We start from the raw sequence: 25476 nt of genomic DNA on the forward strand, positions 1-25476 counted from the left end.
TCCCAATGAATATAATGACGACTAGACCAAGTAAAAATACTTCCACAACCCCAATCCTATCCATCTTGTATTTGTAGTTTCAGAAGTATAACTGCTAATATCGCTGTAAAAAAGAAGGCGAATGCGATAATAAAAGATACTGCACACAAAACAAATAGTGTTTTGCCTATATCATCTAAAAAACTCGCAATATCTTTATCAGAAAAAGGTTCCATCAATGCCGCCAAGAAACGAAAACTTAATCCCGACATTAAAATTTTTAATGTCGGGATAATAGCAGCAGTAAATATACCTATCATTAAACCTGTACTCGTTACCGTTGCAGTAGTTGATGAATATTTTCTAAATGTACTTAAACTCTCAGTTATAAAAGAACCTATAAACGGAATGTTTTGCTGGATCATCTTTTTCAATGGTCCGAGTGCAGCTCCTGTAAAAGATACTGAAACAACACTATTCATTACTAGAAACATCGAATAGCACATGACCGTAGCAGAAACGACGCTTAATACAAGTACACGTATAAAGTCAGCCATTCGTGCAAAAGATATTTCTGGCATGAAACGAGATAGGAAATCAAAAATCAAAGATGCCGTCAACAAAGGGATTAGCCATCTCCCCGTTAAAAATACAGCAAATTGAATTAGTAATAATAGCATAGGATGCCACGCCATTAATGACATAGCGCCTGATGAGATGGCCATTGCAGACATTAATATTGGATAAAGGGCACTAAAGAATGCAATCATATTCTCAGATAATGCCTGCATCATAGTAAATGATTGATAAACCGGCTTTAATGTCGTAGTAAGTATAGCGATAAAAAAGAAAACCCTTGTCCACTCTTTAAATTGAGGCATTATAAAGTTTAATATTAAAAAGAGTAGTGCGTAAAAAAGTAATGAAACGAGAGTAAATAGCGTGTCCTTGAAGGGGGCGACCAAAATCTCCTGTAACCAGTCCAATCTTGCCCTCCTATCTTTTTTTGACGTTTACCCAAAAATTTCTTCTATTAAATAGAGTTTGTCCATAAAAATGACAACCTTTATCTACTACGGTTCTATCAAACGTTGCCAAATTGAAAATAATTCAATTATCTCTTTTAGCCAAAGAGATAAAATAACAAGCTTTACCGCTGTATGCGATAAAAAGGCAAGTGATTCATAATCCTGGTCATTTAAATGTTGTGACACGGCTGTTGAAACAAAATATATAAATGCACTGCCTAGAATGAGCGATAAATATGGGATTTCAATTGGAAATGCATGCAATAACCTTTGAAGAAATGGGATGAATAAACGCATAATTAAAAAGCTCATTAATAAGAAAAAAAACACCGTATAAAAGACACGATGCAGAGCAGGAATTGCCATTTGAATGAACATTAAAAGAATAAGCATAATCACAGCGTAAAATAATATCGTCATAAGCTCAGGTAGCCGTTAACCATTGGAAGAAGGTGAGAATTTCATCAAAGAACAAACGTAAAAAATGTAGCAATTCCGCTGCGATATACATATAGGCTAGAAAATAAAGAAAAAAAGAAAATTCCTTTTTACCGGTTTGTTCAAAGAAGATATGTAAAAGCGCAATCACAAGTCCAATACCGGCGATGCGTAGAATGTCTTGAAGTTCCGTAGCTGCCCCTCCTCTTGTATAATCTAATCTATGCAAAGCTAGAGCAAGTTATGATTTCCAATCATACAAACATCGGACTGAACAAAAAAACGACCCCTATAGCATAAGCTATAGGGGTCGATTATAAAGAATGAATTATTTACCCACGAGATACGTAAGTGCCTTCTTCAGTGTTAATGACTAATTTGTCACCAGCATTAACAAAGAATGGTACTTGTACAACTAATCCAGTTTGAACTGTTGCTGGTTTAGAGCCACCTGAAGCAGTATCACCTTTAATTCCTGGTTCAGTTTCAACTACTTCTAAAACAACTGTATTTGGAAGATCCACACCAAGGATTTCTCCTTCGTAAGACATAATTGAAACTTCCATGTTCTCTAATAAGAATTTCAATTCGTCTTTAAGTTGGTTTTCAGTTATTTCAATTTGGTCATAAGTTTCAGTGTTCATGAACACATGATTATCACCTGAAGCATATAGATATTGCATTTTGTTATTGTCAATTTGAGCTTTTTCTACTTTTTCACCTGCACGGAAAGTTTTTTCCATTACTGAACCGTTACGTAGGTTACGAAGTTTTGATCGTACAAAAGCTGCCCCTTTACCAGGTTTTACGTGTTGGAAATCAAGTACACGGAAAAGTCCACCGTCTACTACGATTGTTAGGCCTGTACGAAAATCGTTTACTGAAATCATGAATGTTCCTCCAATATTACTTTATAAAATGATTAATTCTTTTGTGGAATGAGTTAGTTTTTCATTACCTGTCTCTGTGATTAATGTATCGTCCTCAATACGGACACCACCGATTCCTGGTAGGTAAATACCAGGTTCACATGTCACGACCATACCTGGTTCTAATACAGTAGGTGAACGGAACGATAATCCAGGACCTTCATGTACTTCTAAACCAATTCCATGACCTGTTGAGTGGCCAAATGCCTCACCATATCCATGTGCTTTAATATAATCACGTGTTACTGCATCAGCTTCAATACCTGTCATACCTGGTTTAAACTGCTCTAATCCAAGTAATTCAGCATTTAATACAATGTTGTAAATTTCCTTCAATTGATCTGAAGGCTCTCCAACTGCAACTGTACGTGTTGTATCAGAGATATAGCCATTATAGAGCGCACCAAAATCTAAAGTGACAAAATCACCATTTTCTATTATTTTATCAGTTGCAACGCCATGTGGCAATGCCGAGCGTACACCTGATGCAACAATTGTATCAAAAGAAGATGAAGTTGCTCCTTGTTTTCGCATGAAGAATTCCAATTCATTTGATACTTCTAATTCTGTTTTGCCAGCTTTAATAAATGTTAGTATATGCTCGAATGCTGCATCCGCTATTTCACAAGCGACCTTTATAATATTAATCTCTTGCTCCGTCTTAATCAAGCGGATTTTTTCTACTAAACCTGAAACTCCTACTAAATCAGTTTTTAGATGTTTCGAATATACTTCATATGTGCTATAGCTAACGTTTTCTTTCTCAAATGCTAATGTTTTGATACCCATCTCTTGTACTTGATTAGCAATTTCTTCAATGATTGTAGCTTGGTGTTGTACAATTCGATAATTCTGTACTTGTTTCGAAGCTTGTTCAGTGTAACGGAAATCCGTAATAAAGACTGCATCATTTTGTGAAACAATTGCTACCCCAGATGTTCCAGTAAAATCAGTCATATAACGACGATTATAATCATTTGTAATAAGTATTGCATCAAGCCCTTGTTCTTGTAATGCTGCTCTTATTTTTTTTAGTTTTTCCATAATAATCAATTCCCCCTGTTATTGTTCTAAAAACATGCGTAATGCAAGTTGGTACCCTTTAGTCCCTAATCCAGAAATTTGTCCCACACACTCTGGTGCTAAATAAGAGTGGTGACGGAATTCTTCACGTTTATGTATATTCGAGATATGCACCTCTATGACAGGAACATTTACAGAAGCTATAGCATCGCGTATTGCAACACTTGTATGTGTATATGCACCTGGATTAAAGACAATGCCAGCAATTTCATTGTCTTCAGCGTCATGAATCCAGTCAATCAACTGGCCTTCATGATTGGACTGCTTTAACTCAATTGTGGCACCAAACTCACCTGCTAGCTTTTGAAGGGCTTTATCTATATCTTGAAGAGTTTCCGAACCATATATTCCTGGCTCTCTCTTACCTAATCGATTTAAATTAGGCCCATTTAAACATAAGTAATTCATATCTCTCCCCCTCCCATTTTGATGAATTTATTTTACCACATCAGTATTATAAGGTATTTTACTTCGGGTGTCTAAACTTTCTGCTTTTTTATGGAACATTGCCGTTTCCACTATAAAACGTAAGTGCATAGCAATTAAGACGAAGATAGGAATCGATATTTTTTTTAGCTCTACCGTACCGAACATCCACCACTGTAATCCAAAAAGCAGAATAATACTCAATCCAATTGCAGCTATATCCGCACGAATAGCAATGCAGAGTTCACTTAAATAAAAAATCACAATTGCTAAAACAAACAACATAATGACTAATGTCGTCCACTTAAATAATGGCGTATGCCCACTAAACAAATGCCATCGCTTAGACCAACCGATTGGACTCCAATGAATGATTGAAAATATTTGTAGTAATCGTAGACAAACAGTGAACGACACTGCACTTAAAATGGATGTCCAAAACAAGACCTGAATTTTCAAAACACAACACTCCTTTTTTACAAGCATTGCCTCATTTTCAAAAGCTATTCTTTTCCTAGAGCTTTTTTATAATTTTTAGTACAATAAGAACAGTTGAATATACAAAAAGAGAGCGGTGTGGCAAGTGAAGGATCAACCTCAGACTCCAATTTACGGGGGGCAAGCATTGATTGAGGGCGTAATGATGGGCGGTAAAGAACATACTGTATCCGCTATTCGCCGTAATGATGACTCAATAGAGTATTTCTATGTTAAAAAAGAAAAAAAGCCAGCGCTTCAAAGGCTGAAGAAGATTCCGTTTATTAGAGGGATAGTAGCTATTATTGAATCTGCTGCAATCGGCTCCAAGCATTTGCAATTTGCAGGTGATCGCTATGATGTCAATCCAGGCGAAGAAGTTGAAGAATCTGCAGAAGAAGGCTCGAAGCTCCAAATGATTTTAGGCGTAGCTGCAATTGGCGTACTTTCATTCCTATTTGGTAAATTTATTTTCACATTAATTCCTGTATTCTTGGCACAGCTTTTCCATACATGGCTTCCAGGAAAAACCGCACAAATTTTGTTAGAGAGTGGTTTCAAACTAGTATTGCTACTTAGTTATATTTATTTTGTATCACTTACTCCACTTATTAAACGTGTTTTCCAGTACCATGGCTCTGAACATAAGGTTATCAATTGTTATGAAAACGGTCTACCTTTAACAGTAGAAAATGTTCAAGCGCAATCACGTTTACACTACAGATGTGGTAGTAGCTTTATGTTATTTACAGTTATCGTAGGTATGTTCATCTACTTCCTAGTACCAACTGATCCTTTCTGGCTACGTATTGTAGATCGTATATTATTAATTCCAGTCGTACTTGGAGTCGCTTTTGAAGTACTGCAATGGACTAATGCTTGTCGGAATATACCAGTACTTCGCTATTTAGGTTATCCTGGTTTATGGCTTCAATTACTTACAACAAAAGAACCCAAAGACGATCAAGTAGAAGTTGCTATCGCTTCATTTAATAAATTATTAGAAATCGAGAAAGACCCTAAAAATATAACAATAAACTAACAGAAACGTAGAAGAGCTCAGTAAGCTCTTCTACGTTTTTCTTTTTATAGATAAAATGACATTTTACACAAATGGATTTAATTGGTATATTTTAATGGAGGAGGTTCTTTCTATTGAAGAAAAGACTTTTTGTTATTTCTGCTGTTTTTATATTAATTAGTAGTCTATCTTTTTTATATATTTATATTATTAAAAACGGCAATCCTTATACGATGCTTTTAGTTCAATATCATATGAAAAAACATATGGAAAGAAACGACATTACAACCGATATGATAGTTCCGGATAATTCTGGTTACATAGAACCTAAACAGGTAGTACACAAGGATTATTATCGCGGCTTCTTTCAATTACAATTTAAAGATGAACCGCAAATTACTTATTATTACGGCCTACATAAAGAAAATAAAGCAATCATTCAATTTTGCAAAGAGAATCCGTTAGTTGTAAGTTCCTTTAAAAAGGCTAAACATAGTGAAGAAATTTGTGCACATGCCTATAATAACTAAAAAAATCTGTGCAGAATTTGCACAGATTTATTTGTTTTTAATAGCGCGAAGCTTTTGAATTCCTTTTACTCCAAAGTAACCTATTACCCAAAAGACAAGAAAATATAAACCATATCCCCATGCAGAGCTGTTTAATACCGTAAAGAGGATAATGATAAAAGCAATATAAGAAACTGCTAATGCAATCCATGGATTAATATTATTTAGAGCACATGAAATTCCCTGCACTAAAAAAGTTAAAGGAAAAACAAGGACTAAGCTAAGAAGGAAATAGGATTTATTTGCTTCTTCATTTCCAAAAGCTCCTGTTAAAGTCATCGCGATAACACCTAACATCGCAAACGCCGGGAAGAAAATACCCGCAATTTTATTACCCACATGATCACTCCTAACAAATTGTCTTCATTTTATCATGAATGTTCACATAGATGGGAAATTAAAAAATACGTTTAACTGTTTAATTTTACTACATCAAAAAAATCATCATAATCATATATTTGAAAGTCTGCCGCTTCACAACTCCCCCCATACATACAACTCATCATCCCTATTTTCTTCGCAGGGATTAAATCGAGTTCCCTATCTCCAATCGCTATATCTAAATCATATTTTTTATGTAAATATTGATAAGAAGTTGGATCTGGCTTGCGTGGAAAACCATTATCAACAGTGACAATTTCAATGAAGTAGTTTTCAAAACCATAGTATTGAAGAATATCCAAAACCGGTTTTCGCTCCTTATGGGTCATAATTACATTTTTGTTTGCAAATAGCAAAATTCTCTCAACATTAGGAAACGGCTTTATACTGCTTGGTGGTAAGTCTAGATTAAGCTGTTTAACCTCTTTTATTTGTTCATCTGATAATTCGAAATACTTAAATGCATGTGTTGCCGATATCTTCAATTCGCGATAAATATCTTCTCGAGCAACTGTCCCATTCAATATTTTATATAAATTTTCTGTGTACGCTGGATATGTATCAAATAAAGTACCATCAAAATCCCATAGTATATTCATATAACCCCTCCTAATTTCTACAAACAAAGTATTTATATTAATTACTTATTACTATTTCCCCAAAAAATTGTTGTATTTATTTTTTGGCGTGTCTTTTTTATTTTCCACGGTAATATTCATGTTTATTTTCCCTCCAGATAATATAGCAATATTATTTACATCTTTCTCTCATTTAAACATAATACGCCTAACCTACAACTTCCAGGAACTTCTTTTATCTGCATTATAATCAGAATCACGTTAAAAATTCCAGGTGCTTTTTTACATGGTTTTACTAGATCTATTCATAAAACTGAATTTCAATCAAAAAAAAGACTCCCTCTTCATCTATTAATGAATGGGAGTCCTTAATGGTTGTTATGATTTTAAGTGTTATCTAAAATAACCGTTTTCGCGCTCGTTAGTAGCTCAAATTCAGTGACTTAAAGACCACATTTAAGTTGTGCTCCACAGTTAGTGCATGTGTTACAGCCGCCTAGTTCTTCGACTGTTCCTTTGCGACATACTGGGCATGTGTTACCGACTTCAGAGCCGATTGTTACGTTTGTTGAACGTAAATCTTGAATTGTATCGATTAAAACAACTGGACGTTTTTCAGTCACTTGTTCTTCTTGTAGAGTGTCCTCGTCCATAACGTTTTCTTCTGCTTTTAGAGTTAATACTTGTGAATCACGGCTACCATCTACATAAACTGTACCGCCTTTAGCGCCACCGTTATATAAGCGTTCGTACACTTTCTGTACTTGCTCCACAGTGTAACCGCGTGGTGCGTTTACTGTTTTAGAGATTGAGCTATCAATCCAGCGTTGGATGATACATTGTACATCTGCATGAGCTTCTGGAGCTAATTCCATGGCAGTTACAAACCATTCAGGAAGGTTTGCTTCATCTGCATCTGGGTTAGCAGCTAAATATTCTTGTACAATATCAGCTTTTACTTCAATGAATTTACCAAGACGACCACTACGGTAGTAAGTAAATGAGAAGTATGGTTCTAATCCAGTAGAAACCCCCACCATTGTTCCAGTTGAACCTGTAGGAGCTACAGTTAGTAAGTGCGAGTTACGAATACCGCCTTCAAGTACTGCTTCACGGATATGCTCAGGCATTTTTTGCATGAAGCCAGTTTCTGTAAAGCGTTTGCGAAGTGATAATGTTTCAGCTTCTGTTTCTCCTGTTAAGAATGGAAAACTACCTCGTTCTTTTGCAAGTTCAGTAGAAGTTTCATAAGCTGTTGTCGCAATCGTCTTAAAGATTTCATCAACAAGGATGTTACCTTCTTCAGAACCGTATTCTTTTTCACAGTAGATAAGTAAATCAGCCATTCCCATAACACCTAGTCCAACACGGCGTTCACCTAATGCTTGTACTTTGTTGTCTTCAAGGAAATAAGGTGTAGCATCGATTACGTTATCTTGCATACGTACTCCGACACGAACTGTTTCTTTCAACGCTTCAAAGTCTACTGTTTTCGTATCTTTTTGAGCAAATTGCGCTAAGTTTACAGCTGCTAAGTTACATACTGAATACGGCGCAAGTGGTTGCTCTCCACATGGGTTTGTTGCTACAACTTTCTGGCCGTATGCTTTTGCATTTGTCATGTCGTTTGCGTTGTCGATGAAGAAAATACCTGGTTCTGCTGAGTAAGTTGCACAGATATTGATTAAGTTCCAAAGTTCACGTGCTTTTACTTTTCGGTACGTACGTACAGCATGTCCCATTTCAGCCCATTCACGAACATCGCCAACTTCATGCCATGTATCGTTATAGATTTTCATTTCTTCAGCATTATATGATTCAACCGCTGGGAATCGTAAGTCAAATTCAGCATCAGCTTCTACAGCTTCCATGAATTCATTTGTGATTGTAACAGAAATATTCGCACCAGTTAGGAATTCAGCGTTATGTACGCTGTATGTTCCGCCATCACGTAATTTCGTCTCAGCATCACGAATAATCGCTTCATTAAAACCACCGACACCAGGGATAGTTTTATAATTAATAATACCTTGATACATCGCTTCTTCTTGTTGCGTTAAAGGTTTGAATTTTAGTTTTTCTTTTGCTAGACGTTGGATTGTTTCATCCGTTGTATTTTCGATTAAGAAACGTAAAATACGAGGATTCTGCATTTTTGAAATAATAAATTCAATTATGTCCGGATGCCAATCTGCTAACATAATCATTTGCGCACCACGACGTGATCCACCTTGTTCAACAAGATGAGTCAGCTTAGCAATATCATCTAACCAAGAAACAGATCCTGATGATTTACCGTTTACACCACGAGCAAGCGTGTTTCGTGGACGTAATGTAGAACCATTAGTTCCTACACCGCCACCGCGACTCATAATTTCCATTACTTGTTTACGGTGATCACTAATGCCTTCACGAGAGTCTGCTACAAATGGCATTACATAACAGTTAAAGTAAGTAACATCTGTTCCTGCGCCTGCTCCGTAAATAACACGTCCCGCTGGAATAAAGTTTAACTTCACTAATTGTTCGTAGAATTTTTCATACCATTCTTGGCGTTTTTCTTCTGTTTTTTCAACGGCTGCTAAGCCAGTTGCATTACGTTTCGCAATTTGTTCGTAAAAGACTTCAAGAGGCTTCTCAATAACGTCTAAAGAACGTGTGACAATTCCTGATTGTTGTTCAGAATCATCATCAATAGCACTTCTATAATCTGCTTCAATCAGCACTTCAGCTGTTTTCTTTTCTGTATTAATTGAAACGATATAACCAAGACCACGTGCTGGGAATTTAGGGTCAGCTTTGACCGTTAAAACAACAAAATCCCCTGCTTTTAGCGTTTTCTTTTCCGTATCTTTAAAAGAATAACGGTCTATCATGACTAATCGAGACACACCTTTATGTGTTATATGCATGTCCTCTGTGATGGCATGAACTTGTGGAAATTGTTGAATATCATTATTTAATTGTTGTACATTAATCGTCTGATTATGATGCTGTGAAGCAAGTACCATTATCATTCGCCTCCCTATTTAGATCGCGCTTTAAATACTATATATAGTGTTTGTTCAAGACATTACGATACTATATATTGATAAAAAAAGCAAACAAGGTGATTTTGAGCAAAATGTTGATTTAACAACATTGGAAGCGATTTTTCGATTTTTGTAAAACTAAAATAAGTCAAAAAGACTACTATCTTCTAAAATTCCATTCATCACTTTCATAGCGAGTTTTTGCTAAATTATTAACAAAATCCATTTGTTCCTGCGTTAACGTGTACGGTACAAGTTCTATGTCTAACCCGTCCTCAAATCCTTTGCGGAAAGCAGATATACATGTCTCAACATCGACAGGTTTTTGTGCTAACTGATTAATAGCTACCGCTTTTTGTGGTAAATGTTTGCGCATACGCTCTTTTGAAGCTTCCGATGGAAATTTAAAAAGAGAAATCAATTTTTCATCATCGAGATCGATTAATATCGCTCCATGTTGTAAAATGACACCTTCTTGTCGCGTTTGTGCACTACCTGCTACCTTCTTACCTTCTACTACTAATTCATACCAACTTGGCGCATCAAAACAAACCGCGCTCTTCGGAGTTTTCAAATCTGCTCGTTTTTCTTCTGAATCTGGAACTGAAAAATAAGCATCTAACCCTAAGTTTCGGAAACCTAGTAATACGCCTTCGCTTAATACTCTATAAGCTTCAGTCACCGTTTTAGGCATGTCTGGGTAGTCTTCATTAACAATGATGCTATATGTTAGTTCATGTTCATGTAAGACTGCACGACCGCCAGTAGGACGGCGTACAAATCCAACATTTAATTTATGTAATTGTTCAAAATCAATGTCTTTTTCAGCACGTTGAAAATATCCAATAGAAAGTGTTGCTGGATTCCATTCGTAAAATCGTATTACTGGTGGAATTAAACCTTTACTATGCCAATGTAGGAGTGCTTCATCTAATGCCATATTGAATGCAGGGCTACAAGGACCTGAATTAATAAAATACCATGTTGTTTTCATTTGGTCTCCTCCTTATAATCAACTTATCTATTTTAACAAACTCATTGGACTATCGCTACATGTTCTTTTATAATATTACTGTAGATAGAAAGGGGTAAGACGATTTGAGTTGGTTATATACATTAGCAATTGTTTTATTTGTGGTGATTGTATACGCTTTAGTAAACGCTCTTCGTTTCAAAAAAGCAGTTACAACTTTAACACAAGAAGAATTTATTGAAGGTTATCGTAAAGCACAATTAATAGATGTGCGTGAGCCAAAAGAATTTGACGGTGGTCATATTCTAGGCGCTCGTAACGTTCCAACCTCACAACTTCGTCAACGCTATAAAGAAATTCGCCCAGACAAACCTGTTTACTTGTACTGCCAAAATGCTGGACGTAGTGCACGTGCTGCTATGTTATTAAAGAAAAAAGGCTACGATCAAGTATACCAATTACAAGGTGGATACAAAAATTGGACAGGCAAAATCAAAGTGAAATAATTTGATTGCGTTGCAAATAAAAAAGAGTCATTTCTATTTATAACAGAAATGACTCTATTTTTTCTTAATTATATATGTTTTATCTATAAATTAATAACGTCCATAAAGGAGGATATAATGCCAAAATTCTTATATACATTTCACGAAGATTTGCGACAAGACATCCCTAACTATGCAGATGTATCAGCGGTCTTTGAGCGCATCTCAAAAAAACTAAATGAAGTACACCCTGCTAATTTTCGTGGTGTGACTGTCGAACTAAATAATTCACAATTTCATCATCATTTACTAGAAATGATGGAAAAGGAATTAATCCGCTATGAAAATTTGAGTTATATATATGCCTCATTACCTAGCATTGTTTTAAATTCTGTCTCAGAAGATCAATTAGATAATCAGTTAAAATCAATTAAGACATTTAGTAATTCTTTAATCTACTTCCCTGATTATGAAGTCGCTATTACACAGATTCCTGTATTCCGCTCCGATTCAGAGTGGCCAGAGTTTTTCTATTTTACAACAAGTGCGGAGAAAATGATGAATTTTATAGAAGCTGTTCAAGAACAGTTACGTCAAATGTTGATGGAAACTGTCACCTACTTAGTTGATGTTCATGATGGTATTAAACGACGGAGTTACGGCGAAGGTAAGCAAATTACAAGAGAAGATGTTTTCTTAGAACCTTCACTTAAGCAAGAGATTTTCCGTTCAATTGATGAGTTTTTCAAGGAGGGTGGCAATTTCTTCAAACATTACGGCCTTCCTTATAAAAGAGGAATCTTATTATATGGCTCACCAGGAAACGGAAAGACTACGCTTGTAAAGTCCATTACAGGTTCTGTAACAGCTCCTGTTGTGTATTGGCAAATAACTGAGCATACATCAAGCGAGTCCATTGAAGAGGTCTTCCGTATGGTAACAAGTTTAGCTCCAGCAATACTCGTTATTGAAGATATTGATTCTATGCCTGAATATACACGTTCATTATTTTTAAATACACTCGACGGTGCACAATCACGTGAAGGTATTTTTTTAATTGGTACGACCAATTATCCTGATCGCATCGATCCAGCTTTAATCAACCGTGCAGGAAGGTTTGATCGAGCATACGAGATTATGAATCCTACAACTGAAATACGTGCGACATATTTACGCAAATTAGATATTCAGCATATATTCACAGAAGACGAGCTAATTGATGCTGCTAAACTTTCAAAAGAACTTTCTATGTCACAACTTAATGAATTATATATGTCAGTCGCTCTAAATTGGCATTATGATAAAAAACTCGATTATGAGAAATGTATTAAAGATTTACAAAAACAACGTAAAAAAGCCTTCCGTAATGAATGGGAAAGAAATGAAGTAAATATAGGGTTCTAAAAAAATACCCTCCTAGAGAATGATTGACTCAATCTCAGGGAGAGTATTTTTTTACGAATAGTATTTAATATCTTCATTAAATGGTTCTAATTTTTCTTATTTATACCTTATCTTGATAAACATCCATTACCTGAAACGTTTGACAAACAAGTAATAAGTCTGGGCTAAAGGTAAGATCATACTGATTGAGCTCCCAAGTGAAAAATTTCACATGCTCCCTATACCAATACGCATAGGTTAAATCTCCTTCACCTTCAGCCTTTGTAAAATCACTTGTTACTTCATTCATTTTCACCAAATCGATTTTTGTATATTTTATAATTGCTAACGGTTCATTGTTACCATCTAACACAATATCATACTGTCCAACTTTTTGAATTTCTTCTTTTTCAAGTTCATATACACAATGCGCAGCACATGTTGCTGTTTTGATTCCATTCACAACTAAACTCCCTAAATCATCCGCCATTTCTTTGGAGCCATCTCCAAACATCCATGACTCTGGAGTTGCCATATCTAATTCATTTTCTTTAGCATATGTATACCAATATTCATCTATTTTATTGATTGCCATTAGGTACTTTCCTCCTTACAATCAAAATCCTTTAAGTATTGCATACTAGTAGGGCATTTTCACCTTTATCTGATAGTTCTTTCACCTTAATTACTACTTTATCGGATTCCAGCCTATCATCTATACGCCCACTTGATTTCTAATAATAAATACAATCACAATGATTCTTTGAAGAAGTTCTATTTGATTGTTTAGACTTTCATCTTGACTTTTCGCCAAACTATACCTTAAGTATCTCATTCTTTTAATCTATTATTTCATGTCAAGTCCTCCTATATTAGTAATGAGATAATTATATTGCATTACTTAATATAAGAGGTTTCATATGCAGTAAACAGGTTTGAATTCTATACTTACTGTTTTAATCTATAACCGTTTTTTGCTTATTGATTTCTTGTAAAATTTGTAGATTCGTTAAACCATGTTTATGTAGCAAATCATAAATGATTTTCTTTTCGTATTCCATTAGCGCCTTTGTATGCGCATCTGGAGTGAAATAGATTAAGGTACTTTGTTCTTTTTGTTGCTTTATGTACAATTCAGAAATTAATTCATCAACCGTATATTCTTGATAATCCTCTTCTAAGGATTTTAGCAAGTCATTTTGATCATTAGTTGTATCATTAATACTTTTAAAGTAAGCCATGAAAACTCCCCTTTTTTCACACATTGATTCATACTGCATTTATGTTAGCATAGCAATTTTAAAGTCATCTGTCTATGTCCAAGCGATTTTTTCCATAACTAACATGATCTTTTCATTAAGCTATTTATATACAAATCATGAGAAAACCCCTAGCAAAGTGCTAGAGGTTTTCAATATACGAATATATTATACTCCTACTGTTTCTCTTTCGTATCGTAACACTGGGTTACGAGCTGCTCTTGTTTCATCAAGACGGCCAATAACAGTTGTATGTGGTGCATTTTGTACTACTTCTGGTGTTTCTTCTACTTCTTTAGCAATTTGAATCATTGCGTCACAGAAAGCGTCTAGTGTTTCTTTAGATTCTGTTTCAGTTGGTTCAATCATTAAACCTTCTTCCACATTTAATGGGAAGTAAGTTGTTGGTGGATGGTAGCCAAAGTCTAACAGTCGTTTTGCCATATCAAGTGTACGAGCGCCAAGTTTCTTCTGGCGGCTTCCACTTAATACAAACTCATGCTTACAATGACGGTTGTAAGGTAGATCAAAGTATGGCTCTAATCTTCTCATCATATAGTTTGCATTAATTACTGCATTTTCAGTTACTGCTTTAAGACCATCTGGACCCATTGAACGGATATAAGTATATGCACGAACATTAATACCAAAGTTACCGTAGAACGGCTTCACGCGACCAATTGATTGTGGACGGTCATAATCGAAGTGATAGCCTTCTTCTGTTTTCACTAATACTGGCTTTGGAAGGTATGGAATCAAGTCTGCTTTTACGCCAACTGGACCTGAACCAGGACCACCACCACCGTGAGGACCAGTGAAAGTTTTGTGTAAGTTTAAGTGAACGCAGTCAAAGCCCATATCACCAGGACGTGCTTTAGACATAACCGCATTTAAGTTTGCACCATCATAATATACTTTACCGCCAACCGAGTGAACGATTTCAGCGATATCTAGAATATGTTCTTCAAAAAGACCTAATGTATTTGGGTTAGTCAACATAAGTGCTGCTGTATCATTCCCAACTAGGCGACGTAAGTCTTCTAAATCTACAAGACCGTTGTCATCAGACTTCACAGTTACTGTATCAAAACCTGCTACTGTTGCTGATGCTGGGTTTGTACCGTGAGCAGAGTCTGGCACAAGTACTTTCGTACGTTGGAAGTCACCGTTTGCTTCGTGGAATGCACGAATCATCATTAATGCAGTCCATTCACCATGTGCACCAGCCGCTGGTTGAAGCGTTACTTCATCCATACCAGTGATCTCGATTAAATGCTCTTGTAAATCATACATCAACTCAAGTGCACCTTGTACTGTAGACTCATCTTGTAATGGGTGAATATTAGCAAATCCTGCAAAACGTGCAACTGATTCATTAATTTTCGGGTTATATTTCATTGTACATGAACCAAGTGGGTAGAAACCTGAATCTACACCGTGGTTACGGCGTGATAGCGCAGTATAATGACGCATAATATCAAGCTCTGATACTTCAGGAAGTTCCGCTTCTTCTGTACGAATAAATTCTCTTGGTAAGATAGCAGCTAAATCTACTGCTGGTACATCAAGCTCTGATAAACTATAGCCTACGCGACCTTCTGTTGATAGTTCAAAAATAAGTGGTTGATTATCGTTATGCATGGAGAGCCCCCATTTCTTGCACAAGTGCATCGATTTCTTCTTTTGTACGTTGTTCAGTAACAGCGATTAGTGCATGGTTTTCAAGTGCTGCATCTACTTTACCTAAATCAAAGCCACCAATAATGCCTTTTTCAAAAAGTCCCTTATTAATAGTAGAAACAGATGATTTACACTTCACAACAATCTCGTTGAAATGTGCGCCTTTATAAGCTACAGTGAAACCTGCCTTTTCAAAAGCTTCTTTAGCATAGTGGGTTTTTAAAATATTTTGAGTAGCAATTTCTTGCACACCTTTTTTACCTAGAGCTGTCATTGCAACTGAAGCTGCAAGTGCATTTAACGCTTGGTTTGAACAAATATTAGAAGTCGCTTTTTCACGACGAATATGTTGCTCACGTGCTTGTAAAGTTAATACATAACCGCGACGACCTTCATCATCAATTGTTTCACCAATTAAACGGCCAGGTACTTTACGCATTAATTTTTTTGTAACAGCGAAGTAACCACAGTGTGGTCCGCCAAAGCTTTCAGGAATACCGAATGGTTGAGCATCCCCGACAGTAATATCCGCACCCATTTTACCTGGAGGTGTTAGAATACCAAGTGCTAATGGGTTAGAAGATACGATACATAAGCCTTTTGCATCGTGGATTAAGTCTGCAATTGCTTGTACGTTCTCTACTTGACCGTAGAAGTTAGGATATTGAACCATCACAGCAGCTGTATCTGCATCGATTAATTCTTTTAACGCATCAAGATCAGTGACACCATCTTTTAAAGGAACATTTACAACTTCAATTGATTGACCAAGAGCATATGTTTTAACTACGTCATGTGAAATTGGATGAACCGCACCAGAAACTAAAAGCTTTTTGCGACGAGTATGTGCCGCTGCAAGCATACCAGCTTCAGCAAGTGCTGTACCTCCATCATACATAGATGAGTTTGCTAAATCCATGCCTGTTAATTCTGCAATCATTGTTTGGAATTCGAAAATAGCTTGTAATTCACCTTGTGAAATTTCAGGTTGGTAAGGTGTGTAAGCTGTATAGAATTCTGAACGTGAAATAACGTGATCAACAATAACTGGTTTATAGTGATCATAAACTCCTGCACCTAAGAATGATGCATAATCATCGCTATTTGCATTTTGTTTAGAAAGTTGTGCTAACTCTTTTAACAATGCTGATTCAGATTTTGCAGGTTTAATGTTGTAGTTTCCTTTAAAACGAACTTTTTCTGGGATGTCTGAGAATAATTCATCAACATTAGAGACGCCAATTACATTTAGCATTTCTTTTTGATTTTGCTCAGTCATAGGTAAGTACCGATGCTTCATTCGAAAAAACCCTCTCTTCATGAAAATTATTTTTGGCGTTTATAAAATGGTGTTGCAGTAGTAACCACTTTTAAGCGACGGTTACGGATTTCAATCTCAAGCTCTTGCCCAAGCTCCGTATACTCACTATCAATTAATGCTAAACCGATATTACGTTTTGTTAATGGTGATTGTGTACCAGTTGTTACTTCACCAATTTGAGTATCACCTTTAAACACTGGGTAACCGTGACGTGGAATACCTTTATCAATCATTTCGATACCAATACTCTTACGTGGTACGCCATTTTCTTTTTGAGCTTGTAATGCCGATTTCCCAACGAAATCTACTTCTTTATTTAATTTCACAACGAAATTAATACCCGCTTCAAGAGGTGAAATATCTTTTGTTAATTCTTGGCCGTATAGTGGTAAGCAAGATTCAAAACGTAATGTATCACGTGAACCTAAACCACATGGTACTACACCATCAGCTTCTCCTGCTGTTAGGATTTTGCCCCATAAAGCAATGATTGCTTCAGGTGCTGCATAAATTTCAAAGCCGTCTTCGCCTGTGTAACCAGTACGAGAAATAAGCGTATCATAACCTGCAATCGATACATTTTGTTCTAAACGAAATGGTCTAATGTCTTGTAACGGTGTTTCAGTTAATGTTTGTAATACTTTTTCTGCAAGTGGACCTTGTAATGCTAATTGACCGTATTCATCTGATGCATTTGTTAACTTCACATCATCTGACAATAACGTCTTCATCCACTCAAAGTCTTTTTCAATATTCGACGCATTAACGATTAATAAATAACGATCTTCTGCTAATTTATAAATGAGTAAGTCATCTACAACGCCACCATTTTCATAGCACATCGCAGTATACTGTGTTTGGTTAATGGCAATTTTCGATACATCATTAGTAACAAGCTTTTGCAAGTATGCTAAACTTTCTGAACCTTCAACGAAGATTTCACCCATATGAGATACATCAAATAGTCCAGCTTTTGTGCGAACTGCTTCATGCTCGGCTTTAATAGAAGAAAATTGAACAGGCAATTCCCAACCACCAAAATCAATTGTTTTCCCACCATACTTCGAATACTCTTCGAATAAAGGCGTTCTTTTTAATTCATTAGCCACTAATCTTCCTCCTCATTTGTTTAGAACAAAAAAATGGACAGAGAAATCCTATAATTAGGATTCTCTGTCCATGCACCTGAAAGTTTTACCATTACGGCTGTCCTCTTTGGTGGCTGTAATCAATACAGCTCTCTCCAGAGTTGCGTCCCGTACGAGTCTTTTTGCCTGAGAGATTCATAACTTTTGTTATTTGCTCCTTCGGCGACGTCTCCAGACGTTCTCTCCCCGTACAATCATCCGCCCAAGATGGAATCTTGGTAGTATTTCCATGTCATTGTTCTACAACAATACGTCTCGTCTATATCCTAACATTGAATAGGGGTATCATGCAATAAATTTTATAAAATAGTTTATAAACGAACATTAACTAGTGTGATTTAATATTTCATTCGCCTTTTAGACGTTTTATTTGAAAAGCAGTATATTCAACAATCTGTTTTAGTGAACGGTTTTCTGTTCGAATTGTGATATGTGTAGCTTCTCTATAAAATTTTCGGCGTTTATAAAATAAATCTTCTAATTCTTGTTTTGTAGAACGTTGGACGATTGGACGGTTTTTATCTTTATGGATCCTCTTCCAAATATCTGGGAATGTCGCATCTAAAAAAAGGACTAGTCCAGTTTGACGCATTATTCTACGATTTTGAGGATTCATCGCTACACCACCACCTGTTGAAATGATGCAAAACTCATCTCGGAAATTCCGTAAAAAATCCGTCTCCAGTTGACGAAAGTGCTCTTCTCCGTATTTTTCAAATATTTCAGGAATCGTCATTTTCTCTCTTCTTACAATTTCTTGGTCCATATCATAGTAGGGCATTTTCAGATAGTAGCTTAAACGTCTACCAATTGCGCTTTTACCACAACCCATAAACCCTACTAAATATACTTTTCTCATTTTTTCACCTTCTCATCAACGACGACTGTTACTCTGTGCTATTTTCAATTTCTTGTATTTTATTTATAGTAGCACGAACATACGCCGATTCCAATGAATTATACGTTCGAAAATGAGATTCATAAGACATCACAGTGCTCAAAAGGTAACTCGTACAAAAAAACAATAGAATCATCGCTATTGGAAGAAGCATTCCTTTTTCATTCTTTAACATACGAAATAACAAAATCTTTCTCCTTCCTTAAGCCATTTGTAAACAATACTTTTGTTGTTAATGTTGTACGGTTTGCATCAATAAAAAACTGTATTTCATAGACATTCATCAGCATTGGCTCATTTCCTTGCCCTTCCTTTTGCATACGTACTACAGCACTCGACCTATTTATAGAGAAACTTCGATTACCCTTTCCAATGTGTAAATTTGCATTTGCACCTACGCCAATCGTTTTTATATCCAACAAATACGATTGCAAATCATACGTAAATAGCTCCCATTCAATTTCCTGTCGTTGATGAAAAGTTCTATTTGCTTCTTCATACCAAGGATAGAAGAGCATAAATAACTGCAAAAACAGCATAAGGACCATCAGTTGCAAAAGGGCATCCGCTAATGTATAACCAGAACGATTTTCTATTAGACGTTTTATGGCCGAATACATTTTTGCTGTTGTCCTTTTAAATTTTCATAAAATACGCACACTTCATTATTAGTGAAATACCATTGATAGTTAACACTTTCTATAGTTCGACTACCTTGAAGTTGTTCCCCCTGCTCGACTCGTTGAGAAGCTTGGTAAGCTGTTTCAGCGGCGTACATCGCCATTTTCTTATCACTTAAAGTACTTTTCATCATTTGCAATGCTGGTAAAAGAGTTCCGAATATCGTCAAAATAATAACTAGAGTGAGTAATGTTTCTGGTAATGCGTTCCCTTTGTCATTCCACAATTTTCATCCTTCCTTTAACAATATTAATAATAAGCGATTTGTTCCCCGTTGGCGTTACAAAAACCAATGTACCAAAACTCGAGAATGTACCCTGAGAATCAATTTTTATCTGACGTAATGGACTGCTATAACTATACGTAACTCCCTCTGGTAGTTCGCGTGTAAAATAATAACGTCTTGTATTAATTAAATTACCTTCCCCTTCCAACGTATATGCTCTGTATTTCTTTCCGTCGTCGAAAAATTCTAGATATGAAAAAACCCCGCTACCAATTGACTCACTTTGCACCTGCTCTATATCAAGCATTAATTGATATAAAAACTGATTAACCATTCGTTCATCCAAATTTGCTTTGCCTAGTGCCAAGCATAAAGAACAAATTATCATTGTAACCGTTAGTACTAATAACAATTCGACAAACGTAAAGCCAGCTTCTTTATTATTCATCTATTGTAGAAACTTCTCCATCCGAAATTTGAATCTTTTTTCCTGAACAAGCATTTGTATCTTGCTTTAAATACTTTGCGTCCTCCAACATTTCAATCGATGTTGGATACTTTTTTTCGTCAATACGATACGCTTCAACTTGTCCTTGTACCATAGTGACATATGCTTTACACCCTTTATCATCTACTGTGCTAAAGTGCTTAGTTACATTTGGTATTGCAATCAAAATCAACACTGTAATAATAAACAAAACAATGAGCATTTCGATTAAAGTAAAGCCCTTCTGTTGTTTTAATAATTGCATGTTGGTTCTCCTCTCTTAAACCAGTTCCATCATTTCGTACATTGGCAATAAAATAGCTAAATAAGCACCAAGGATACAAACTGCGATAATACAAAAAAGTAATGGTTGAATAATAGCTAGCACTCTAGTCATATTCACTTCGGTTTTATCCGTCAAAAAATCACTATAGATTTGAAGTTCTCTACCTAGATTCCCACCTTCCTCGCCATGAAGTATATGTGCATTAAATCCTTTTTGAAAAATCTTCATGTGATTTACCGCAGTAGAAAGTGAATCACCAAAAATAACTCGTTCACGTATTTCACCTGCAATTTTCGCCATAAATGGTTGTAACTCTTGTTGCTGTAAAATAATTAAACTATCTTGCATTGAAAGACCACTTTCTAAAAGCCCACCCAACTCATAAGCAAATTGGCGTGTTAATTGCAAACGAAACCATCTACATAGAACTGGAATTTTCAAATACAACATCATTTGGTGTCCAATCTCTTTCTTACTTATTTTCTTCCAAGCCACAAAAGCAAATAAGATACTTCCACAGGCTGCTATGATCAAGGCATCTGGAATATGCAAGAAGAAAGTGGATAGTGTTAATTTAGATACACTTGTATCACCTTCTCTAGAAAGCATCATTGAAGACATATTGGGTAAAAAATAGGTTCGAAATCCAAAAAAGAGCAGAACTAAAAAGACAAACAAAATCGCAGGATAGGCCATTAGCTTTTGTAGTCTTTTTTGGGTTTCTTCCTTCGTTATCATTTGACTCGCTATAGAATTAAGGGCTCTTACAACTCTTCCTTGTTGCTCCGCCACATGAATGGTCATTAAATAGCTTTTCTGATAGCCAAGCAATTGTAGAATTTCACTCATATTAGAACCGCTTCGAAATTTTCCTTCTACCAAAGATTCCACTTTTGATAATTCTTCAACATGATGGGGTAGTAACATTGATAATGAATCTCGAAATGTATAGCCTTCCTCTAGCAATACGCTCAACTTTTTCAAAAAGTTCGCCCTATCTTTCATCTTAGGTAAAGTTTTACTCTTTTTACTAAATCGGTGAAGGCTGAGCTGTAATTGCACCCAAACTCACCCCTTTTTCCATCTGTCCTTCTAAAGAGAGTTCTAGTGACAGTATGAATTTTTTATCACTCTTCACGTGTTCTATGGCTTCTGCTAGATTTCCCTCTGCTAATATCTCATAAATGGCCGATAATCTTTCTTCATCTTGAGAATTTGCTTTCTTTACTAATCTCTGCGCAACCACTCCAATTACTGTTTGCCTTAACTCTTCTATTGACACGCCCAAATCTAGTAATCGGAATAAACAGCCGATTGTATCCATTGAATGAATCGTAGTTAAAACAAGATGCCCTGTTAATGCAGCTTCTATTGCAATCTTAGCCGTTTCTTGATCACGTATTTCGCCAATCATAATAATATCGGGGGAATGTCTTAAAATTGCTTTTAGTCCGGCTGCGTATGTAACACCGGCTCTTTCATTTACTTGAATTTGCAATAAATTGGATTGACTATTTTCCACTGGATCTTCTAAGGATATGACGTGCTTTTTCAGTTCATTAGAGCAATAATGTAGAAGGGAATATAATGATGTAGATTTGCCGCATCCTGTTGGGCCGGTGAAAAATAAGATGCCTTGTCTCTTTTTCACTAATTGCAATAAATACTTTGCCGATTCAGTGAATAAACATAGGGAAGAAATTGGGATAGCATGGTCCTGCAACATTATACGAATGACCAAGCTTTCCTTCAAAAAAAAGGATGGTAAGGTGGATACGCGAAAAGCAATTGGCTGTTCATTTAAAACTTGCTGAAACGAACCACTTTGAGGTCTACGCTTATCACTAATATCTAAAGAGGAGAGGAATTTAAAGTAGGAAATCATCCGATCACCCAATTCTAGGGGAAGTTGTCCAGCAGACACGAGCTGCCCGTATTTTCGAAAGTATAGTAAATAGTCGTTTTCACTAGGCATTAAATGTAAGTCAGATGCGCCAAAATGTATTGCCTTCAACAATAGATGCTCACTTTTTTGCTCCACAACTGTTTCAGTAAATGACATATTGCCCCCTTTCTACCACGACGAATAACGACCGCTCCTTATCCGTTAGCGAAATTATACACTGCAAAAACAAGAAAATACATACAATAATGCAAATTAATGTTATACGTTGTTTAAAAGGCATAAATTATCTTTTTAAAGCTTTTCTACTATGTAAAAATAGATTTCCAATGAAAAAAGACTAGTAATCTTTCACTTTTTTACATTATTCTACTTATTTTTTTGAATATATCAGTTTTTATACTGATAGATATTTTATATTGTTTTATAATATAGATAAATATACAGGAGGTGGAACCTTTTCATGTTACATCCATTAAAAATCACAAGTACACTAGCAGATGAAACAAGATTTTCAATTTATCAATATATGTTACAAGAAAAAGATTCTTTCTCAGTCCAAAACATCGCTGATCAATTCCATATTCACCCAAACGTTGCGCGACTTCATTTAACTAAATTAAACGAAATTGATGTAATTACGTCTGAATATGAAAAAACAGGAAAAGGCGGCCGACCTGGAAGAAAATATAAAGCGGTTGCAAATGGCATTGCTCTAACATTCCCTCAACGAAATTATGAGGAATTATTAAGTTGGGTTCTAGAAATCATTATAGAACTTGGTGAAGATGCCAATACTATCGGTAATAAGATTTGCTACAAAAAAGGTGTCGAACAAATTCAATCAATCTTATCTAATCGTCAAAGGGATAAATCACTCATTTCATTCGATGAACGTGTAGAAATCATTACAGAAGCCGCCTCATTTATTGGTTATGTTCCTGTAATTCTCGATAAGCCTGAAGGAAAAACAATCCGCTTTGCTGTTTATAATTGCCCTTTCCATAGTCAAATCGAGAAACACGCATCACTCGTTTGTGACTTGCATGAATCATTCTTAAAAGGCCAATTTGAATACTTATTTGATGTACAAGAATTTGTTCAAATTGATAGCATGATTGAAAGCTGTAAATACTGCACTTATCGAATTGATATTTAATTTTTTACACTGCTTTGTCACAAAGTAAACCTAAGTAGCGGTTTACATGTTGGTTTCAAATCATTTATAATGGATAAGAGATTATTGTGTCGTCGCAAAAGGAGGGAATCATATATGGATAATATGTATAAAGTAATGGGCTTCTGGACAGGGATTTTCGCAGTTATGTTTTATTTAGGTGATATGAAAGAAGTTTCGCTATTATTCTTAGCTAATACAGGGTTTTTCCTTCTATTAGGATACTTAAACCTAACGGAACGTATGTATATGTACATCTTCGGTGCTTACTTAACAGTTTTCTTCGCAGGCTTCACGTACTATACTACATTCATTCACGTTGCAGGCGCAGGACATTAATAGTAAATAAAAAAGACAGTCAAAAGCTGTCTTTTTTATTTTTGTGCATTTTCCACTATTGACACCTTATAAACGATTGTTATAATTGTAATTGTAGCTTAACTTTAACCCTCTCCATTCTATATGGTGAGAAACATCCCCTAGATGAAGAAGATTTATATCTTCTATTTAAGAGGCCTCCATAGCCTCTTTTTTTTGCATTTTAATTTGTTTGTTGTGCTAACTCAATTGTTTGTTGTGCTAACTCAATTGTTTGTTGTGCTAACTCAATTCTTTGTTGTGCTAACTCAATTCTTTGTTACGCTAACTCTCGCCTTTGTTATTTAGCAGAATATTCACGTCTTTAACTCCAATATTTCCCTCCATTAATAAGAATCCAATAATGTGAAAGCAAATTAAAGTAGTTTATTATTCGGAACTTTTCTCCAGTATTCATTGTGTTCATCTAACTTTCTTAATAACTTCCATCCCCTTAATATTTCTATCGATAATTCTTAAAAAGAATCAGCTGATTTTTTGCTTTGTTAAAGAATGCTGCATGAAAATTTTCTGCAGTAATCATAGGTTCATTCCAATTATGATAAATAGATCATGTATCATTCACGCTATTACCTCTCCTTATCTTCGATATTAGAACATCCAAAACTAAAACTTTTTTCCCACTTGCCTACCTATTTCCAATAATTTAAATCCACATAAGCTATCTCTACAAAACCCCAAATATAAATGGTTGTAATTACCATTTTGTTTATTTATAATTAAACACAGATAACTTTTGTTTGTATTTTTACTAATAAATGTTATCTACTCAATTTATTATGATATGAAAAAAAATTTGAATTCCCTCTTATCAATGAGGAGTCATATAAGCGACTGGAGGAATAATACATGCTAGAAATTGAATGCACGAGATATCGAGTTCAACAAGGAAAATCAGAAAAAGTAACGGAATGGTTAAAGTTTTTAAATGATAACATGAAGGATGTTCTCGTTACATTAGAAGGAGAAAAAATGTACATTGAAACAATCTTCCGTGAAATTTGGAATAATGAGGAGTATTTGTATTGGTATTCTGTCCAAGGAAAAGGTGGAAATGCTGTAGAGGACTCTACACATTGGATTGATAAAAAGCATTTAGACTATTGGGATGAATGCATTGACCCAACTTTCAAACCAGTTAATCTATCAACCGAAGTTGTTATGATTCCAGAAAAAATAAAAATAAACATGATCTAAGTTAATATGTTCTCTATCACATTACATAAAAAAACCGACTAGTAAGATTTCAC

General features: G+C 35.5%; 30 protein-coding genes and 2 riboswitches. Of the genes, 7 read left to right on the forward strand and 23 right to left on the reverse strand.

What is annotated here, in order from left to right; genetic code table 11:
- Nucleotides 1-56: 56 nt before the first annotated feature.
- From ACQKM9_RS10600 to ACQKM9_RS10630, 7 genes are all read right to left on the reverse strand, one after another.
- The gene (locus tag ACQKM9_RS10600; RefSeq protein ID WP_427734331.1) at nucleotides 57-965 is read right to left on the reverse strand and encodes a stage III sporulation protein AE; all 909 of its coding nucleotides are present in this window, start codon (nucleotides 963-965) and stop codon (nucleotides 57-59) included.
- An 87-nt stretch (nucleotides 966-1052) separates the two neighbouring features.
- Nucleotides 1053-1427, reverse strand: coding sequence for a hypothetical protein (locus ACQKM9_RS10605; RefSeq protein WP_427734332.1), 375 nt, complete (start codon nucleotides 1425-1427; stop codon nucleotides 1053-1055).
- A gap of 4 nt (nucleotides 1428-1431) precedes the next feature.
- Nucleotides 1432-1674: a SpoIIIAC/SpoIIIAD family protein gene (locus ACQKM9_RS10610; RefSeq protein ID WP_051448760.1), complete on the reverse strand. Its 243-nt coding sequence runs from the start codon at nucleotides 1672-1674 to the stop codon at nucleotides 1432-1434.
- Between the two features lie 103 nt (nucleotides 1675-1777).
- On the reverse strand, nucleotides 1778-2335 hold the full coding sequence (efp, locus tag ACQKM9_RS10615; RefSeq protein ID WP_427734333.1) for an elongation factor P: 558 nt from the start codon (nucleotides 2333-2335) through the stop codon (nucleotides 1778-1780).
- Nucleotides 2336-2356: 21 nt separating this feature from the next.
- Nucleotides 2357-3418, reverse strand: a complete 1062-nt coding sequence (locus ACQKM9_RS10620) for a M24 family metallopeptidase (protein ID WP_427734334.1) — start codon at nucleotides 3416-3418, stop codon at nucleotides 2357-2359.
- 18 nt (nucleotides 3419-3436) lie between these two features.
- Nucleotides 3437-3865: a type II 3-dehydroquinate dehydratase gene (gene aroQ, locus ACQKM9_RS10625; protein ID WP_427734335.1), complete on the reverse strand. Its 429-nt coding sequence runs from the start codon at nucleotides 3863-3865 to the stop codon at nucleotides 3437-3439.
- A gap of 27 nt (nucleotides 3866-3892) precedes the next feature.
- On the reverse strand, nucleotides 3893-4342 hold the full coding sequence (locus tag ACQKM9_RS10630; RefSeq protein ID WP_427734336.1) for a hypothetical protein: 450 nt from the start codon (nucleotides 4340-4342) through the stop codon (nucleotides 3893-3895).
- Between the two features lie 181 nt (nucleotides 4343-4523).
- Here ACQKM9_RS10630 and ACQKM9_RS10635 point away from each other — a divergent pair, with 181 nt between their 5' ends.
- Both ACQKM9_RS10635 and ACQKM9_RS10640 read left to right on the forward strand, forming a co-directional pair.
- On the forward strand, nucleotides 4524-5402 hold the full coding sequence (locus ACQKM9_RS10635; RefSeq protein ID WP_427734486.1) for a DUF1385 domain-containing protein: 879 nt from the start codon (nucleotides 4524-4526) through the stop codon (nucleotides 5400-5402).
- Between the two features lie 113 nt (nucleotides 5403-5515).
- Entirely contained in the window at nucleotides 5516-5911 is a 396-nt protein-coding gene (locus tag ACQKM9_RS10640) for a DUF3139 domain-containing protein (RefSeq protein ID WP_427734337.1), read from the forward strand.
- 27 nt (nucleotides 5912-5938) lie between these two features.
- Here the strand turns inward: ACQKM9_RS10640 and ACQKM9_RS10645 are convergent, their stop codons facing one another.
- The 4 genes from ACQKM9_RS10645 to ACQKM9_RS10660 all read right to left on the reverse strand — a co-directional run bounded on the left by ACQKM9_RS10645 (nucleotide 5939) and on the right by ACQKM9_RS10660 (nucleotide 10935).
- On the reverse strand, nucleotides 5939-6289 hold the full coding sequence (locus ACQKM9_RS10645; RefSeq protein WP_427734338.1) for a hypothetical protein: 351 nt from the start codon (nucleotides 6287-6289) through the stop codon (nucleotides 5939-5941).
- A gap of 71 nt (nucleotides 6290-6360) precedes the next feature.
- A complete protein-coding gene (locus tag ACQKM9_RS10650) occupies nucleotides 6361-6930 on the reverse strand; it encodes an HAD hydrolase-like protein (RefSeq protein ID WP_427734339.1) in 570 nt (189 codons plus the stop codon).
- A 422-nt stretch (nucleotides 6931-7352) separates the two neighbouring features.
- Nucleotides 7353-9926: a vitamin B12-dependent ribonucleotide reductase gene (locus ACQKM9_RS10655; protein WP_427734340.1), complete on the reverse strand. Its 2574-nt coding sequence runs from the start codon at nucleotides 9924-9926 to the stop codon at nucleotides 7353-7355.
- Nucleotides 9927-10101: 175 nt separating this feature from the next.
- Nucleotides 10102-10935 (reverse strand): lipoate--protein ligase family protein, encoded by an 834-nt coding sequence (locus ACQKM9_RS10660; RefSeq protein ID WP_427734341.1) that lies wholly within the window; start codon nucleotides 10933-10935, stop codon nucleotides 10102-10104.
- A gap of 104 nt (nucleotides 10936-11039) precedes the next feature.
- Here ACQKM9_RS10660 and ACQKM9_RS10665 point away from each other — a divergent pair, with 104 nt between their 5' ends.
- Both ACQKM9_RS10665 and ACQKM9_RS10670 read left to right on the forward strand, forming a co-directional pair.
- Nucleotides 11040-11420 (forward strand): rhodanese-like domain-containing protein, encoded by a 381-nt coding sequence (locus tag ACQKM9_RS10665; protein ID WP_038186732.1) that lies wholly within the window; start codon nucleotides 11040-11042, stop codon nucleotides 11418-11420.
- Nucleotides 11421-11537: 117 nt separating this feature from the next.
- A complete protein-coding gene (locus ACQKM9_RS10670; protein WP_076064877.1) occupies nucleotides 11538-12803 on the forward strand; it encodes an ATP-binding protein in 1266 nt (421 codons plus the stop codon).
- 100 nt (nucleotides 12804-12903) lie between these two features.
- Here the strand turns inward: ACQKM9_RS10670 and ACQKM9_RS10675 are convergent, their stop codons facing one another.
- From ACQKM9_RS10675 to comGA, 12 genes are all read right to left on the reverse strand, one after another.
- Nucleotides 12904-13377, reverse strand: coding sequence for an ASCH domain-containing protein (locus ACQKM9_RS10675; RefSeq protein WP_427734342.1), 474 nt, complete (start codon nucleotides 13375-13377; stop codon nucleotides 12904-12906).
- Between the two features lie 361 nt (nucleotides 13378-13738).
- The gene (locus tag ACQKM9_RS10680; RefSeq protein ID WP_427734343.1) at nucleotides 13739-14023 is read right to left on the reverse strand and encodes a hypothetical protein; all 285 of its coding nucleotides are present in this window, start codon (nucleotides 14021-14023) and stop codon (nucleotides 13739-13741) included.
- Nucleotides 14024-14209: 186 nt separating this feature from the next.
- Nucleotides 14210-15682 (reverse strand): aminomethyl-transferring glycine dehydrogenase subunit GcvPB, encoded by a 1473-nt coding sequence (gcvPB, locus tag ACQKM9_RS10685; RefSeq protein WP_427734344.1) that lies wholly within the window; start codon nucleotides 15680-15682, stop codon nucleotides 14210-14212.
- Nucleotides 15675-17021 (reverse strand): aminomethyl-transferring glycine dehydrogenase subunit GcvPA, encoded by a 1347-nt coding sequence (gene gcvPA / locus ACQKM9_RS10690; protein ID WP_427734345.1) that lies wholly within the window; start codon nucleotides 17019-17021, stop codon nucleotides 15675-15677. The genes gcvPB and gcvPA overlap by 8 nt, the downstream gene beginning before the upstream one ends.
- 26 nt (nucleotides 17022-17047) lie before the next feature.
- On the reverse strand, nucleotides 17048-18151 hold the full coding sequence (gcvT, locus tag ACQKM9_RS10695; protein ID WP_427734346.1) for a glycine cleavage system aminomethyltransferase GcvT: 1104 nt from the start codon (nucleotides 18149-18151) through the stop codon (nucleotides 17048-17050).
- A 62-nt stretch (nucleotides 18152-18213) separates the two neighbouring features.
- Nucleotides 18214-18291: riboswitch (glycine riboswitch) on the reverse strand.
- Nucleotides 18292-18294: 3 nt separating this feature from the next.
- Nucleotides 18295-18388: riboswitch (glycine riboswitch) on the reverse strand.
- Between the two features lie 148 nt (nucleotides 18389-18536).
- Nucleotides 18537-19049 carry a shikimate kinase gene (locus ACQKM9_RS10700; protein WP_038186762.1) on the reverse strand — a complete coding sequence of 171 codons (513 nt, stop codon included), beginning with the start codon at nucleotides 19047-19049 and terminating at the stop codon, nucleotides 18537-18539.
- 200 nt (nucleotides 19050-19249) lie between these two features.
- Nucleotides 19250-19708 (reverse strand): competence type IV pilus minor pilin ComGF, encoded by a 459-nt coding sequence (gene comGF / locus ACQKM9_RS10705; protein ID WP_427734347.1) that lies wholly within the window; start codon nucleotides 19706-19708, stop codon nucleotides 19250-19252.
- Entirely contained in the window at nucleotides 19693-19995 is a 303-nt protein-coding gene (locus tag ACQKM9_RS10710) for a hypothetical protein (RefSeq protein ID WP_427734348.1), read from the reverse strand. Before ACQKM9_RS10710 ends, comGF begins: the two co-directional genes overlap by 16 nt.
- A complete protein-coding gene (locus tag ACQKM9_RS10715) occupies nucleotides 19985-20443 on the reverse strand; it encodes a prepilin-type N-terminal cleavage/methylation domain-containing protein (protein WP_427734349.1) in 459 nt (152 codons plus the stop codon). The genes ACQKM9_RS10710 and ACQKM9_RS10715 overlap by 11 nt, the downstream gene beginning before the upstream one ends.
- Nucleotides 20436-20747: a competence type IV pilus major pilin ComGC gene (gene comGC, locus ACQKM9_RS10720; RefSeq protein ID WP_427734350.1), complete on the reverse strand. Its 312-nt coding sequence runs from the start codon at nucleotides 20745-20747 to the stop codon at nucleotides 20436-20438. The genes ACQKM9_RS10715 and comGC overlap by 8 nt, the downstream gene beginning before the upstream one ends.
- Nucleotides 20748-20762: 15 nt before the next feature.
- Nucleotides 20763-21773 carry a competence type IV pilus assembly protein ComGB gene (comGB, locus tag ACQKM9_RS10725; protein ID WP_427734487.1) on the reverse strand — a complete coding sequence of 337 codons (1011 nt, stop codon included), beginning with the start codon at nucleotides 21771-21773 and terminating at the stop codon, nucleotides 20763-20765.
- A gap of 25 nt (nucleotides 21774-21798) precedes the next feature.
- On the reverse strand, nucleotides 21799-22830 hold the full coding sequence (gene comGA / locus ACQKM9_RS10730) for a competence type IV pilus ATPase ComGA (RefSeq protein WP_427734351.1): 1032 nt from the start codon (nucleotides 22828-22830) through the stop codon (nucleotides 21799-21801).
- Nucleotides 22831-23134: 304 nt separating this feature from the next.
- Between comGA and ACQKM9_RS10735 the strand changes: the two genes are divergently transcribed.
- The 3 genes from ACQKM9_RS10735 (at nucleotide 23135) to ACQKM9_RS10745 (ending at nucleotide 25423) form a co-directional block, all read left to right on the forward strand.
- The gene (locus ACQKM9_RS10735) at nucleotides 23135-23830 is read left to right on the forward strand and encodes a helix-turn-helix transcriptional regulator (protein WP_427734352.1); all 696 of its coding nucleotides are present in this window, start codon (nucleotides 23135-23137) and stop codon (nucleotides 23828-23830) included.
- A gap of 114 nt (nucleotides 23831-23944) precedes the next feature.
- Nucleotides 23945-24187 (forward strand): DUF2626 domain-containing protein, encoded by a 243-nt coding sequence (locus ACQKM9_RS10740; protein WP_427734353.1) that lies wholly within the window; start codon nucleotides 23945-23947, stop codon nucleotides 24185-24187.
- An 888-nt stretch (nucleotides 24188-25075) separates the two neighbouring features.
- Complete coding sequence (locus ACQKM9_RS10745; RefSeq protein WP_427734354.1) at nucleotides 25076-25423, forward strand: DUF6176 family protein; 348 nt, start codon at nucleotides 25076-25078, stop codon at nucleotides 25421-25423.
- Nucleotides 25424-25476: the final 53 nt, after the last annotated feature.

The sequence above is a fragment of the Viridibacillus sp. NPDC093762 genome, from assembly GCF_050279675.1.
Lineage (GTDB): Bacteria > Bacillota > Bacilli > Bacillales_A > Planococcaceae > Viridibacillus.